This window comes from Mesoplasma chauliocola (genome assembly GCF_002290085.1).
Lineage (GTDB): Bacteria > Bacillota_I > Bacilli_A > Mycoplasmatales > Mycoplasmataceae > Mesoplasma > Mesoplasma chauliocola.
The window spans coordinates 505715-522001 of record NZ_CP023173.1 but is presented as its reverse complement, the minus strand read 5'-3'; the positions used below and the strand labels follow the sequence as shown (position 1 = coordinate 522001).

General features: G+C 31.5%; 8 protein-coding genes and 3 rRNA genes. All 11 read left to right on the top strand.

What is annotated here, in order from left to right:
- The first annotated feature begins 14 nt into the window (after positions 1-14).
- The 11 genes from efp to CK556_RS02260 all read left to right on the top strand — a co-directional run bounded on the left by efp (position 15) and on the right by CK556_RS02260 (position 16273).
- Positions 15-572 (top strand): elongation factor P, encoded by a 558-nt coding sequence (efp, locus tag CK556_RS02310; protein ID WP_027875645.1) that lies wholly within the window; start codon positions 15-17, stop codon positions 570-572.
- A 24-nt stretch (positions 573-596) separates the two neighbouring features.
- Positions 597-896: an MMB_0454 family protein gene (locus tag CK556_RS02305; RefSeq protein ID WP_027875646.1), complete on the top strand. Its 300-nt coding sequence runs from the start codon at positions 597-599 to the stop codon at positions 894-896.
- Between the two features lie 20 nt (positions 897-916).
- Complete coding sequence (gene tig / locus CK556_RS02300) at positions 917-2197, top strand: trigger factor (protein WP_027875647.1); 1281 nt, start codon at positions 917-919, stop codon at positions 2195-2197.
- 110 nt (positions 2198-2307) lie between these two features.
- Positions 2308-4671: an endopeptidase La gene (gene lon / locus CK556_RS02295; protein ID WP_036246708.1), complete on the top strand. Its 2364-nt coding sequence runs from the start codon at positions 2308-2310 to the stop codon at positions 4669-4671.
- A 54-nt stretch (positions 4672-4725) separates the two neighbouring features.
- On the top strand, positions 4726-5958 hold the full coding sequence (locus CK556_RS02290; protein ID WP_027875649.1) for a replication-associated recombination protein A: 1233 nt from the start codon (positions 4726-4728) through the stop codon (positions 5956-5958).
- Positions 5959-5960: 2 nt separating this feature from the next.
- Positions 5961-6134 (top strand): MepB family protein, encoded by a 174-nt coding sequence (locus CK556_RS04045; RefSeq protein WP_211229654.1) that lies wholly within the window; start codon positions 5961-5963, stop codon positions 6132-6134.
- A gap of 363 nt (positions 6135-6497) precedes the next feature.
- Positions 6498-8022: ribosomal RNA gene (locus CK556_RS02280) — 16S ribosomal RNA — on the top strand.
- Positions 8023-8228: 206 nt separating this feature from the next.
- Positions 8229-11138: ribosomal RNA gene (locus CK556_RS02275) — 23S ribosomal RNA — on the top strand.
- A gap of 65 nt (positions 11139-11203) precedes the next feature.
- A 5S ribosomal RNA gene (rrf, locus tag CK556_RS02270) occupies positions 11204-11311 on the top strand.
- The 16S, 23S and 5S rRNA genes sit together here, the layout of an rRNA operon.
- 82 nt (positions 11312-11393) lie before the next feature.
- Positions 11394-15644 carry an ABC transporter permease gene (locus CK556_RS02265; RefSeq protein WP_027875672.1) on the top strand — a complete coding sequence of 1417 codons (4251 nt, stop codon included), beginning with the start codon at positions 11394-11396 and terminating at the stop codon, positions 15642-15644.
- Between the two features lie 8 nt (positions 15645-15652).
- Positions 15653-16273: a hypothetical protein gene (locus CK556_RS02260; RefSeq protein WP_027875673.1), complete on the top strand. Its 621-nt coding sequence runs from the start codon at positions 15653-15655 to the stop codon at positions 16271-16273.
- The last annotated feature ends 14 nt before the right edge of the window (positions 16274-16287 follow it).

The window sequence follows — 16287 nt, the reverse complement described above, 5'->3', positions numbered from 1 at the left end:
AAGAAGGAAAATAAATGTCAGTAAATGATTTACGTCCTGGAACAACTTTTATATACGAAGGTAATTTATTTGTTGTTATTGAACAATCTTTCTCTAAAACAGGAAGACAACAAGGAAAAGTTAGTGTTAAAGCTAAAAACTTAAGAACTGGAGCTAGAGTAGAAATTACTTTCACTGGTGGAGAAAAAGTTGATAAAGCAATGATCGAAAGAAAAGATATGCAATACTTATACAATGATGGAAGTGATGCATACTTAATGGATACTGAAAGTTATGAACAAATTCAAATTCCAATGACAAGACTTGAATGAGAAAGCAAGTTTTTAACAGATGGACTAATGATTAAAATGACTGAATTTGATGGAGAAGTTTTAGGTATTTCTTTACCAGATAAAGTTGAATTAGAAGTAACTGAAGCTGAAGCAGCTGTTAAAGGTGACACAACAAGTGGTGCATTAAAAAAGGCAGTTGTTGAAACAGGATTAGAAATTATGGTTCCACTATTTGTTAATATAGGAACAAGAGTTATCATCTCTACAACAGATGGTAAATATAGTGGTAGAGCACAATAATAAAGAAGAAAGAGGTGTAAGATTATGTATATTTCAATAGAAAGAAATAACCGTGGAGCATTAGAGATTGAAATAAATGCTTTAAATAAATTAATTCAAAATACAATTTTAATGCGTTCAAATTCAGATTTAGAGAACGTTAAAGATATTGAAGTATTAACTGACTTATACCACGATAACTTACTATACGTTTTAATTAAGATTTCTTTAAAAGACTTTAATCAAATGTTAGATGAAAGTCAAATTAATAAAACAGTAGAAGAAATAATTGTAAAAACATTAAGCATTAAGCCAAAAAATATTGCTGTTGCTTATAAAAAATAAAAATAGAATGAGGAAAGAAAATGAAATTTACAGAATTAAAAATTATTGAACAAGGTCAAGGTAAATGAATTGTTACTATTGATGGAACAGAATGAACCGATACTTTGAAAAAAGCTAAAAATAGAGTACTTGCAAATTTAGAAGTACCAGGATTTAGAAAAGGTAAAATTCCAGCTGCTCAAGCTGAAAAATATGTAACTCCTTCAAAAATCTACAACGAAGCATTTAGAATGATGGTTTCACCAGCGTTTGATTTTGCAAGAGCACAAGAAGTTAAAATTGAACCAATGAACTCACCAGAACCAATTCCAGCAAAAGTAAGTGAAAAAGAATTAGTTATCGAATTTATTTTTGACTTAAAACCTGAAATCAAATTAGGTGATTACAAAAATATTAAATCAGTTACAAAAGAAGCTATAGAAGTTACAAAAGAAGAAATTGAAGCAGTTATTGATCAATACTGTGAACAATTCATTATGGAAAAACCAAAAACAGATGATGCTAAAATCGCTAAAGGTGATGTAGTTACTTTTGACTTTAAAGGATTTATGGATGGTGAAGCTTTCAAAGGTGGAGAAGCTAAAGGTCATAAATTAGTTATTGGTTCAAACCAATTTATTCCTGGTTTTGAAGATTCAATGATTGGTTTAGGATTAGGAGAAACTAAAATTGATGTTACTTTCCCAGAAAACTATAATCCAGAATTAGCTAACAAACCTGCAACTTTTGAATTAAATATTACTGAAATTAAGGCAAGAGAATTACCTAAAAAAGATGATGAACTTGTAAAAGATTTAAATTTACCAAATGTTGAAACATTTGCTCAATTTGAAACAAAAGTAAAAGAAGATATCTTAAAACAAAAAACTCAAAGTTCTAAAAATGAGTTTGTTAATAATTTAATTTTAGAAATTATTAAAAACTCAACAATTGAATTACCAAAAACAGCTATTGAAAATCAAGCAGCTGATTTGAGAAAAGAATTTGAAGCGCAAATTAAACAACAAGGTTTAGATATTAAAAAATATAAAAAAGTTACTGGATTAACTGATGAACAAATAAAAGCTGAGTTATTAGCAGATGCTAAAAATAAACTAGAAACTTATTTAGTTACATCAGAAATTAGAAGTGTAGAAAAATTTGAAGTAACTGAAGAAGCAATTAATGAAAAATTTGAAAACTTAGCAGCACAATTTGGAATTCCTACTGATCAAATTAAAACAATGGTAAATCCAGAAATGTTAAAATCAGAAATTATTAACGATTTATTAGTTGACTTTTTATACTCAAACAATGGATAATTAATAAAGATAATAAAACCTGTTTAAGGTTTTTTTATTTTTAGCACTCTACACTTGTAATTGCTAATTATTGTGATAATATATATTTAACCAACATAGGAGGTTATGAGATGAGTAAAAAAATAAAATTACCTATTTTCCACATTAGGGGGACATTTATTGTTCCAGGAATAAAAGAAAACTTAGAGGTTGGAAGAAAAAATACCCTAAGAAGTATTAACTATGCAATCAAAAATTCAAATAATCAAATGATTGCTATACCACAAATTGATCATTCAATTGAAGAGCCAAAATTTGAAGATTTACATAATTTTGGAATCTTAATTGATTTTGAAGTTATAAAAGAATGAAAAGATGAATCATTAACAATTAGTGCAAATCCTATTCAAAGATGCAAAGTAATAGAAATGTATGAGAATGAAGATCAAATACCTTATTCAAACGTTGAATTTGTTGAGTCAATTAATGATTTTTCAGAAGAAGAATTAACTGAATTAGTTAATAAAATTGCAGAAGCCGTTAAAACTAAAGGAACTTTAGTTACAAAACAGGTTAGACAATTAATTGCTGGAGAATTAGATGATCTTGCGCTTGTATTTGATTCAATTATGTTTAAAGTAGCACCTTCAAGAATTCTTTCAAATCCTGAATATATAACTTCACCATCTTTAAAAACAAGATGACAAATAATTGAAAAAATAATTTTTTCAGAAGAAGATTATGCAACAAGAAATTCTGAATCAGTTGAAGCAGCAAAACAAAAAACTCAAATTGAGCAAGATTTGAATCAAAAATTAAAAGAAAAAATGGATAAACAACAAAAAGAATATTATCTAAGAGAAAAAATGAGAATTATTAAAGATGAACTTGATGATGAAGATGGTTCAGATGATACTTCTCTAGATAAATATAAAGAACGTTTATCAAAAGAACCTTTCCCAGAAGAAGTAAAAAGAAAAATCTTAGCTTCAATTAAAAGAGTTGAAGCGTTGCAATCTGGAACACCTGAGTGAAATACAGAAAAAAATTATATTGATTGAATGATGAGTATTCCATGATGAGAAGAAACTGAAGACTTGACAGATTTAAAATTTGCTAAAGAAATTTTGGATAAACATCATTATGGAATGAAAAAAGTTAAAGAAAGAATCATTGAATATTTAGCTGTTAAAACAAAAACAAAATCATTAAAGGCACCAATTATCACATTAGTTGGTCCTCCAGGAGTTGGTAAAACAAGTTTAGCAAAATCAATTGCTGAAGCTGTTGGGAAAAATTTTGTTAAAGTCAGTCTTGGTGGAGTTAAAGATGAATCAGAAATCCGTGGACACAGAAAAACATATGTTGGTTCTATGCCAGGAAGAATTATTCAAACTATGAAAAGAGCTAAAGTTAAAAATCCATTATTTTTACTAGATGAAATTGATAAAATGGCATCAGATCATAGAGGAGATCCTGCAAGTGCAATGTTAGAGGTATTAGACCCTGAACAAAACAAAGAATTTTCAGATCATTATATTGAAGAAGCATATGATTTAAGTCAAGTAATGTTTATTGCAACTGCTAATTATCCTGAAGATATTCCAGAAGCTTTATATGATCGTATGGAAATTATTAATTTATCAAGTTATACAGAAATTGAAAAAGTTAAAATTGCTCAAGATTATTTAATTCCAAAGTCAATTGAACAACATGAATTAACTTCAGAAGAAATTACATTTACTGAAGGTGCAGTTAACGAAATTATTAAATTTTACACAAGAGAGGCTGGAGTTCGTCAATTAGAAAGACATATTAACTCAATCGTCAGAAAATATATTGTTAAGAATTTAAATGGTGAACTTAAAAAAATAGTAATTGATGAAAAAACAATTAATGATCTATTGGGAAAAAGAATTTTTGATCACACAGAAAAACAAGATGAATCTCAAGTAGGAGTTGTAACTGGATTAGCTTATACACAATTTGGTGGAGATATTTTACCTATTGAAGTAAGTCTTTACCCAGGAAAAGGAAACTTAATTCTAACTGGTAAGCTTGGTGATGTAATGAAAGAGTCTGCAACGATTGCTTTAACTTATGTTAAATCTAATTATGAAAAATTTGGTATTGAAAAAACTATCTTTGAAGAAAATGATATTCATATTCATGTACCAGAAGGTGCTGTTCCAAAAGATGGACCAAGTGCTGGTATTACAATTACAACAGCTTTAATTTCTGGACTTTCAAATAAACCGGTTTCAAAAGAAATTGGAATGACTGGAGAAATTACATTAAGAGGTAACGTATTACCAATTGGTGGGTTGAGAGAAAAATCAATTTCTGCTTCAAGAAGTGGATTAAAAACAATTTTAATTCCTAAGAAAAATGAAAGAGATTTAGATGAAATCCCAGATGAAGTAAAAGCAAAATTAAAAATCATTCCAACTGAAAAATACGAACAAGTATTTGACATAGTTTTTAATACAAAATAATAGTAAAATAATAACTAGTAGCAACTAGTTATTTTTTATTAATAAGGAGGTAGTATGAACACACCATTAGCTTATTTATTAAGACCGCAATCTACATCTGAAATAATAGGGCAAAAACATTTATTAAAAGAAGAAGGATTAATCAAACGTATGATCGGTAACAATTTTTGCCGCTCTTTAATTTTTTATGGACCAAGTGGAGTTGGAAAAACTTCTTTTGCTATGGCTTTAGCAAATGATTTAAATATAGAATATGATATTTTTAATGCGAGTTTTGATAAAAAAGAGAACTTAACTAAAATAATTGATAAAGCAATAAATAAAGAAAGATTTATTTTAGTAATAGATGAAATCCACCGTTTGAATCGCGATAAGCAAGATATTCTTTTAAGTTTTATGGAAAAAGGAAATGTTTATTTATTTGCAACAACAACAGAAAACCCTTTTTTCACAATTAATCCAGCCATTAGAAGTAGAGCAACTATTTTAGAACTAAAAAGAGTTAATCATGATGATGCTTTTGAATTTATTAATAAGTTGATTTCAGATAAAAAAGTAAAGCTAAATATTAAAACTGAAGCTTTAAAATATTTATGTGAATTAAATAGTGGAGATATTAGAAGTTTATTAAATAATGTTGAACTATTTAATAGTTTGTATAAAGATGAAGAAGTTACAATTGATTTAATATCAACAGTCATATCTCAAGGAAAAAATCCAAGTGGAAGCACAGGAGATGATTTTCATGATCTTAAATCAGCTTTACAAAAATCAGTTAGAGGCAGTGATGTTGATGCAGCGCTACATTATTTTAGTAGATTATTATCAATTGGGGATTATGAAACTTTAATGAGAAGAATGGTTATTATGGCTTATGAAGATATTGGACTAGCTAATCCAACTTTACCACCAAGAGTAATGCAAGCTTGTGAAGCATTTAGACAAATAGGAATGCCTGAAGGAATAATTCCTTTAGGATTAGTAATTATTGAAATGGCTTTAAGTCAAAAATCTAATTCAGCATTAATGGCTGCTAATAAAGCTTTTGAAGATGTCAAAAATGGAATGGCTTATGATGTTCCTTCACATTTAAAAGATAATCATTATAAATCAGCAATTAAGTTAAATAGAGGAGTTAATTATTTATACCCTCATGTTGAAGAAAAAGGTTGAATTGCACAACAATATTTACCTGATGAAATAAAAAATATTAAATACTTTAAACCAAAAACTAATTCTTCATATGAAAGAAAACTTTGAACATTATATGAGGAAATGAAAAAATAATTATGTATCAGTCAATTAAAAGAATGAATGAAATTTTTGAAAATAAAATTTCTGATATTAACATTGAAACAATAAACAAAGATTATGAAGCTGCAAAATTTATTTTTCAAGAAGAAAATTGCTATTTTAGAAAAGTTAAAAAGACTCCTAAAAAATCAGGGTATTTTGTCTTTTAAAAATATGAAAGGCAAAATAGCTTTTAGAGTTTATCCTAAGTAGTTAATGATTTAAATTCAACAGCTAAAAAAACTAAAGCCTGATAAATTGAGCATTTTTTTTGAAATAAAAAAATAGTTCTATAAAATTAAAATTTTGGAGCAAAAAATATGGTGTTTCAAAATTTTTTTATTTTTTGGAAAAAATTTTTAAAATTTGTTGCAACTTGATAAGAACTTATGCTATTATTAAAAAGTCCCTGAGTGGGAAATGATCTTTGAAAACTAAATAGAACAACAATTGTACAATCCTGTAACAATTTCAAATTGAGTACAGATTTAATATACAAATAAAATATAATAGTCAGAATCAAAACAATAATTTAAAATGAGAGTTTGATCCTGGCTCAGGATAAACGCTGGCGGCATGCCTAATACATGCAAGTCGAACGGAGGTGCTTGCACCTCAGTGGCGAACGGGTGAGTAACACGTATCTAATCTACCTTCTAGCGGGGGATAACTTTTGGAAACGAAAGGTAATACCGCATATGGATATTATTATCGCATGAGAAAATATTCAAAGATCCGTTTGGATCACTAGAAGATGAGGATGCGGCGTATTAGCTAGTAGGCGGGGTAAAGGCCCACCTAGGCGATGATACGTAGCCGAACTGAGAGGTTGATCGGCCACATTGGGACTGAGATACGGCCCAGACTCCTACGGGAGGCAGCAGTAGGGAATTTTTCACAATGGACGAAAGTCTGATGAAGCAATGCCGCGTGAGTGATGACGGCCTTCGGGTTGTAAAGCTCTGTTGTAAGGGAAGAAAAAATAGGAGAGGAAATGCTCTTATCTTGACGGTACCTTACCAGAAAGCCACGGCTAACTATGTGCCAGCAGCCGCGGTAATACATAGGTGGCAAGCGTTATCCGGATTTATTGGGCGTATAGGGTGCGTAGGCGGTTTTGCAAGTTTGAGGTTAAAGCCCGGAGCTCAACTCCGGTTCGCCTTGAAAACTGCGGAACTAGAATATCAGAGAGGTAAGCGGAATTCCATGTGTAGCGGTAAAATGCGTAGATATATGGAGGAACACCAGTGGCGAAAGCGGCTTACTGGCTGATTATTGACGCTGAGGCACGAAAGCGTGGGGAGCAAATAGGATTAGATACCCTAGTAGTCCACGCCGTAAACGTTGAGTACTAAGTATTGGGGATTACCTCAGTGCTGCAGCTAACGCATTAAGTACTCCGCCTGAGTAGTATGCTCGCAAGAGTGAAACTCAAAGGAATTGACGGGGACCCGCACAAGTGGTGGAGCATGTGGTTTAATTCGAAGCAACACGAAGAACCTTACCAGGGCTTGACATCCAGTGCAAAGCTACAGAGATGTAGTGGAGGTTAACATTGAGACAGGTGGTGCATGGTTGTCGTCAGTTCGTGCCGTGAGGTGTTGGGTTAAGTCCCGCAACGAACGCAACCCTTGTCGTTAGTTACTACCATTAAGTTGAGGACTCTAACGAGACTGCTAGTGTAAGCTAGAGGAAGGTGGGGATGACGTCAAATCATCATGCCCCTTATGTCCTGGGCTACACACGTGCTACAATGGCCGATACAAAGAGTCGCAATCTCGCGAGGGGGAGCTAATCTCAAAAAGTCGGTCTCAGTTCGGATTGAAGTCTGCAACTCGACTTCATGAAGCCGGAATCACTAGTAATCGCGAATCAGCTATGTCGCGGTGAATACGTTCTCGGGTCTTGTACACACCGCCCGTCAAACCACGAGAGTTGGTAATACCAGAAGTACGTTTCCTAACCGTAAGGAAGGCGCGTCCCAAGGTAGGACTAGCGATTGGGGTTAAGTCGTAACAAGGTATCCGTACGGGAACGTGCGGATGGATCACCTCCTTTCTATGGAGATAAAAACAAAACAGATTGACTATTATATTGTTCTATTTAGTTTTCAGGGATTATTTAAATATAATCTCTGAAAGAGAATTGTTCTTTGAAAACTGAATATTAGATGAAAAGCATTGTAAAAGATTAAATAAATCAACAATTTTTAACAAATAAAAATAATTTTACTGAATCAATTATCAATTGCTTTAAGATTTTTTCTAAAAAATAGTAAGGGCATATGGTGAATGCCTTGGAAAATGGAGCCGAAGAAGGACGTGATTACCTGCGAAAAGCATCGGGGAGCTGGAAGTGAGCTTTGATCCGGTGATGTCCGAATGGGGAAACCCAATACGATTAATCTCGTATTATCCATAAGTGAATACATAGCTTATGAGAAGGGAACCTTGGGAACTGAAACATCTTAGTACCAAGAGGAAAAGAAAACAATAGTGATTCTGTTAGTAGCGGCGAGCGAACGCGGAACAGGCCAAACCAGTCTACGGGCTGGGGTTGTAGGGCATCTTTTAGAGTTACAAAATCAACATATAGTAGAAGTTACTGGGAAGTAACGGCATAGAGGGTGATACCCCCGTATACGAAATGTGTTGATCTCGTAGATGTACCCTGAGTACGGCGAAACACGTGAAATTTTGTCGGAATCCGCCGAGACCACTCGGCAAGCCTAAATACTCCCATTTTACCGATAGTGAACCAGTACCGTGAGGGAAAGGTGAAAAGTACCCCGAGAGGGGAGTGAAATAGTTCCTGAAACCATATGCTTACAAGAAGATAGAGCCCGTTAATGGGTGATATCGTGCTTTTTGTAGAAAGAGCCGGCGAGTTAATGTATCGTGCAAGGTTAAGCAGAATATGCGGAGCCGTAGTGAAAGCGAGCCTTAATAGGGCGTTTAGTACGTTGCATTAGACACGAAACCGGGTGATCTAGCCATGAGCAGGTTGAAGTTTGGGTAAAACCAAATGGAGGACCGAACCGACGTTCGTTGAAATGACCGCGGATGACTTGTGGCTAGCGGTGAAATTCCAATCGAACCCGGAGATAGCTAGTTCTCCCCGAAATATATTTAAGTATAGCGTCGAGGTTTACCACAATGGAGGTAGAGCACTGAATCTATGATGGCCCCACCTAGGGGTACTGAATAGAATTAAACTCCGAATGCCATTGTCGGATACTCGGCAGTCAGAACATGGGTGATAAGGTCCATGCTCGAGAGGGAAACAGCCCAGATCGTCAGCTAAGGTCCCTAAATTTAGGTTAAGTGTGTAAGGATGTGGAATTGCACAGACAGCTAGGATGTTGGCTTAGAAGCAGCCACCATTTAAAGAGTGCGTAACAGCTCACTAGTCGAGTGATTCTGCGCCGAAAATGTACCGGGGCTAAACCTAATACCGAAGCTACGGATTGTATTTTAATACAGTGATAGGGGAGCGTTCTAATTGTGATGAAGTCAGACTGTGAGGACTGGTGGAACGATTAGAAGTGATTATGCCGGCATGAGTAACGTTTGAATGTGAGAATCATTCATACCGTTTGACCAAGGTTTCCTGGGCAAGGTTCGTCCACCCAGGGTTAGTCAGGACCTAAGGCGAGGCCGAAAGGCGTAGTCGATGGACAACAGGTTGATATTCCTGTACCTGCTAGTTAGTGATGGAGTGACGGAGAAAGGTAGTGTATCCCAGGTGATGGATGTCCTGGGTTAAGCACAAAGGCGGCAACATTGGCAAATCCGTGTTGTATTAAACGCTGAAGTGTTATGAGGAGTGAACGGTTCGCCTAGTAACGAAGTACATGACCCTACGCTTCCAAGAAAAGCTTCTAACTTAATAACTAGTAGCCTGTACCTATAACGAACACACGTGGTCAAGGAGAAAATCCTAAGGTAAGCGAGATAACTGTAGCTAAGGAACTCTGCAAAATAACTCCGTAACTTCGGAAGAAGGAGTGCTCAACTATGTTGAGCCGCAGTGAAGAGGGAGGGGCAACTGTTTAGCAAAAACACAGCTCTCTGCTAAGTCGTAAGACGAAGTATAGGGGGTGACGCCTGCCCAGTGCCGGAAGGTTAAGAGGAGAAGTCAGCGCAAGCGAAGCTTCGAATTGAAGCCCCGGTGAACGGCGGCCGTAACTATAACGGTCCTAAGGTAGCGAAATTCCTTGTCAGGTAAGTTCTGACCCGCACGAAAGGCGTAATGATCCCTTCGCTGTCTCGGCTGCAGACTCGGTGAAATTTTAGTACCGGTGAAGATGCCGGTTACCCGCAACTAGACGGAAAGACCCCGTGGAGCTTTACTATAACTTGATATTGAAATTTGGTATAACGTGTAGAGGATAGGTGGGAGACTTTGAAGCTGGACCGCTAGGGCCAGTGGAGTCAACCTTGGAATACCACCCTCGTTATATTGGATTTCTAACTTCGACCCGTTATCCGGGTTAAGGACAGTGTCTGGTGGGTAGTTTGACTGGGGCGGTCGCCTCCTAAAATGTAACGGAGGCGCTCAAAGTTACACTCAGCATGGTTGGAAATCATGCATAGAGCGCAAAAGTATAAGTGTGATTGACTGTGAGACTTACAAGTCGAACAGGTACGAAAGTAGGATTTAGTGATCCGGCGGTCCCGAGTGGAAGGGCCGTCGCTCAACGGATAAAAGTTACCCCGGGGATAACAGGCTGATCTCCCCCAAGAGTTCACATCGACGGGGAGGTTTGGCACCTCGATGTCGGCTCATCGCATCCTGGAGCTGTAGTCGGTTCCAAGGGTTGGGCTGTTCGCCCATTAAAGCGGTACGCGAGCTGGGTTCAGAACGTCGTGAGACAGTTTGGTCCCTATCTGTTGTGGGCGTAGGAAAATTGAAGAGAGCTGTTCCTAGTACGAGAGGACCGGAATGGACACACCTCTGGTGCTCCTGTTGTCACGCCAGTGGCACAGCAGGGTAGCTATGTGTGGAACGGATAATCGCTGAAGGCATCTAAGCGAGAAGCCTCCTTTAAGATGAATTTTCCCATTTCTTTAGAATGTAAGATCCCTTATAGACTATGAGGTTGATAGGATGGATGTGTAAGTGTCGCGAGGCATTAAGCTAACCATTACTAATAGATCGAGAGAATTTTAGAAAAAAGAAGCAATTGAATATGTAATCATCTAGTATCCAGTTTTCAGAGAACAATTTATAAAAATGATCTGGTGGTCATAGCATAGAGGTCACACCTGTTCCCATACCGAACACAGAAGTTAAGCTCTATAGCGTCGAAAATATTGCATTGTGAGAAAATAGAACGCTGCCAGTTTATTAAAGAACCATTAAGGTTCTTTTTTTATACTAAAATGATAAAATATATATAAAAATAATAAGGAGTTTAAGGTGATAAAATGAACAAAATAATGAAAAGTTATTTGAAAACATTTTTTAAAAATTGATTGTCAACACTATTCATGATTATCTTTATTGTTACTTTAGCTGCATCAGTAATTGGAATGCTAGCAACTCCTTTACAAGTTTATACAAAAATGAACTCTGCACAAAAGGAAAATATTTCATATAATTCAAACTTTTCGTCTTCTCAACAAGACTTAAACTATAGTCAGGACTTTATAATTAATTATGCTGATGAATATTTAGACTCTGAATTTATTAAAATATTAAATGCAAAATTATGATCAAACACATTAAATGTATCAGGAAAAAATGCAGAATATTATCAAGATTGAAATAATTTTTCAAATGAAGAAAAAGAAAGAATGACATCTCAAGTTAATGCAGCTTTAGTTAAATATAGAATATCAGCTAATTCATCAGCATTAGAATTGAAAATTGATGATCAAAAAACATCTGAAATTAATTTTTATCCGACAAAAGAAGAAATTTTTCAATTTCATGTTAAAAAATCTATTGAATTAGGTTTGATTGATATACAGAATTTTTTAGAAAATGATGATGAAACTAATATTTATGCAACAATTTCAAGTATTGCATTTTCAACACTATATAGAATAATTAATTTTTCTTATGTAAATGGAATTAATTTAAATATTTCTTCAAATGTAAATATTAATAATATACAAGGATTAGTTCAAATAATTAAGGAAAGTTATTTAAAATCATTGTCTACATGAAATCCAACTTCAATAAAAATATCAAGTTATACATTATTTAATTCAGAGTACTCAAAAATATTGGGTAATGAAAAATACCAACATGATGATAGAATTTTTGTTTTTGACAAAATTTTAAATAAAGAAATTAATAAAGACTATGAAATAGATATAAATAAAAATTTTGTTTTTAAAAGTTCTGGTTCTAGTCTTTTAACAAATTCACAAACTTTTGAAATAAAAGCAGATTCAACTAAAAGTTTTAACAATATTATTTTTGATAAAAAATCAAATAATTCAAATAAAACAGAAAATTGAGGGTTGGGTAAAATTCCAGAGATTGTAATATCTTCTGGATATGCAAGTCATAACAATATTAAAGTTGGCGACGAAATTGAAATGCCAATATCTCAATCAAACAATATTGCGCTAAATTTAATTTTACCTAAATTAACATTTTTACCATTTGAATCATTTTTTGCAAAAGAAGAAAAAATTAAGGTTAAAGTTGTAGGCATTGGTCAAACATTTGATGATTATGTTCCCGGGAATAATTTTTCTGCTTTTTCTCAAAGCATTGAAAATTATGGATTTATTTATTTAAATCAAAAATTTATTAATAAATTTAGAAATTATTCATGAAATATTTTAAATAATGAAGCAGCTTACAATTTAGAATTAAAAATTAAAAGTAGTGATAATGTTACTGAAAGACCTTTTGATTTATTTACATTTAAAAATTCTGAAAAATCAGAAGTCAAAATATTTTCTAACTTGGAAACAAGCTGAATAAAATGAAGTGAAACTAAAGTTGCAAAGGCACTAGAAAATTTACAAATAAGAATTATTATAAATGTTGTGCTAGGATCAATTATTTTAATTTTAGCATTCTTATTTATTAATTTTCAACTTAAAAAAGAAATGAATGAAACTAGAAAACAATTAGGTATATTCAAATCTTTTGGTTATAAAACAAGTGAATTAAGTTGAATTTTTTCAATTAAAACCGGTATTTTATTTTTTATAAGTTTACTTTTAGGATTCTTTATTTCAATACCTATTCAATTATTTGCTGCTAAGGCATTTGAAAATACTATTGCAATAGAATTTAGTTCTATTTATGTAAGTCCATTATTCTTATTTTTCTTATTTATTATTATTCCAAGTATATTTATTTCAATAAGTTATATAACTACAATATTATATATAAAAGAACCAGTTTTATCTTTAATGGCTAGTGCAAGGAAAACAAAAGTAAATATTAAACAAAACTTTCTATTTAAAAAAGTTTTTAAAGGGGAAAAGTTTTTTAATTGAAGGTTAAGAAGAGCTTTTGTTAGAACTTCACGAGGAAAGTTTTATACAGTTCAAACTTTATTTGCTTGTGCTTCATTTACTTATATTTTATTATTTGGCGCTCAGAACTTAATGACAAAAATGTTAAATCAATCTTTTGCTGTTTATAATGAAAAAACTGATCATTTTTACAATTGATGAAATTCAAATGCCAAATTAGATATTCAAGAAGGACAAAAAAAATATAATTATAAATATCAAACAGAAACTACAAGTCTTGATTATAATGATTACTCTGAATACGAAAATACAAATGAATATTTAAATGTCAATTCAAGCGAAGAATACAGATTTAAAATTGATGCTGTAATTCAAATGACAAATAATTACTTTATGTCATTAAGCACACAAGATAAAGTTGATTTCTTATTGCCTAAAAGCGAAATGTATTTTATTTTAAATAACATGCTTAATGCTAAAACAAATAATTTGACAATAGAAGATGAAAGTAATTCCAGTTTTGTAGGAACAATCATGTCATTTAATTTGAACTCAACTAATGATCAATTTATAAAAGCAGTTAATGATATCAAGCAAACAGGCAAAACAAAAGAGATTATTCCAACTTTAAATAATTCAAAAAATCAAGACTTAGAAGTTCTAAATTTGATTTCAATGACACCTAGAGATATAAAACATATCTTTTCAAAAGATCTTTCTTATATTTATAGTTTAAAAATTGCACAAATTGATTTAACAATTTCAGTCTTACAAGAAATCATGGGTAAACCAAATGAAATAATTAAAATTGAAGAATTGTATTCTCCAAATTTAAAAGATGAATACATAACTCAGGCTTATGAAAAACTTTATACAAATCAATTAATAAATAAATTTAACATTTATGATACAAAACAAAGAAATTTAAATGAAAATTGATTATTAACGCAGTTTGATAATTACTTTGAAACTGACATAAGATCAAACTTGGTTGCTTTAAATTTTTCTAATTTATCAATTGCAGCAAAAAATGTTTTTCAAACAACACAATTGACTGATTTTGAAAATTATGATGAAAACAATTATATGCTAAACATTAATAATGTTATGTATGATAAAAATAATGAAGTTCTATTTGATTGAGTTGGTTTAACACAAAGCGGTGAATATGATGATTTAGATGTTTATGCTAGATTAGTAAATACTCAAGATAATAAATATGGTAGTTTTGAGGAAATGTTTAATTTTCAAGATATTTCAACTTCTGAAATGGAAAGATTCAAAAATTCATCTCAAGAAAATCAAGGTACTCAAATTGTAAATGCAATCATTCCTTATAACATGGCAAGAAACCAAAATATAAAAATTAATGACATTATTAGTTTTAAAACAAAAACATTAAATCCTATAGATGTTCAATTAAGAGTTGTTGGAATTAACAGAGCTGAAACAATAAAATTAGGCTCAGATAATATTTGAATAAACGGAGAAGATTTTAAAGCTAAATTCTATGATGAAAACTTACCAACAAGATTTGCAAGTTTATATTCAAAAAATTTAATGTTAACTTTTGATTCAAATACCAATTTTATAGAAATGTTATTATCTTTAAAGTTGATTGAAAAAAATTCAACTATTTTAATTAATGAGGATCAACCTATAACTTTAGATATATTCAGAAATGTATTTAAGTACACAAATTCAATAAATCCAAATGTAACTACAAATTTAAAATCAATTGTAAATCCTTATATTTTAGGAATTTCTTCTCAAAGTTCAACAACTTCTTTTGTGTTAAGTAACTTAGTTATTAATAAGGCAACAGAAATAGTAGATAGAATAATGCTAATGTTTGTCTTGCTAACAACAGTTTTATTAGCAATTATTCTAGTGGTTATTATTGGAATTATTGTTGAAGAAGCTAAAGTGATTATTTTAACTCTTCAAGCCTTAGGATATACAGATAAAGAAATAAATTGAGTTGTTATGGGTAGTTATGCAATTGGTGCTTTAATTTCATTTGCTGTATCTTATGTTGCTTCAGTAATTTTTTGAAAAATATTATTAACATGAATAGCAGGTAAATTTAGTGTATATATATTTATGACTGTAGATTTAAAAACAATTTTAATAACATTAACCGTAATGTCAGTTGTATTATTATTTGGTTGATATGCATCAAATAAACAAGTTAAAAGAAATCCTTTAACACAAATAACAAGTTTAGCATAGGAGAATAAATGCAAGTAAAAAATAATATTATTGAAAATTTTCAAAATACTAAAATGAAAAAGGAACAAAGTTCAAAGGTTTTTGGTATAAACTTTACATGAGAATTCGCAAGTTTATTTGAAATAATTTCAAAGCCTAAATTTTTAAAATATTTAAATATGAAATATAAAAATGATTTTAAAAATATCACACTATCAAAGTTTAATGAAATTACCGATGAGCTTAGAAGTTTTATTAAACAAGTAGACCAAACACTTTGAGACTATCTATTAGAAATTAAAAATGATAAAATTATTTACAATATATATGAAGAATTTTTAGTTTTTGTATATAGTTCATCAAAAGACTTCATTAATGATGTATTGATTGAACAAATTATTTTTTGAAATGAAAGTTTAGAAATAATCCAATTAAATAATAAGAACTTTGATTCTGAAAAATATTTTCAATTTAATATTGAAAAGTTTAAATTAAATTTTCAAAAATTTATATTTAAAAAAATTAAAGCATTATTAAAAGAAGAACCTCATAACCAAGTTATTGGAATTGTTTTTCAAGCATATGAGCAAAATATAAAAGATAAAGAATTTGAATTAGTCAATTTAAAGAAATTGGCTTTAATAGAATAATTGAAGGAGTTTTT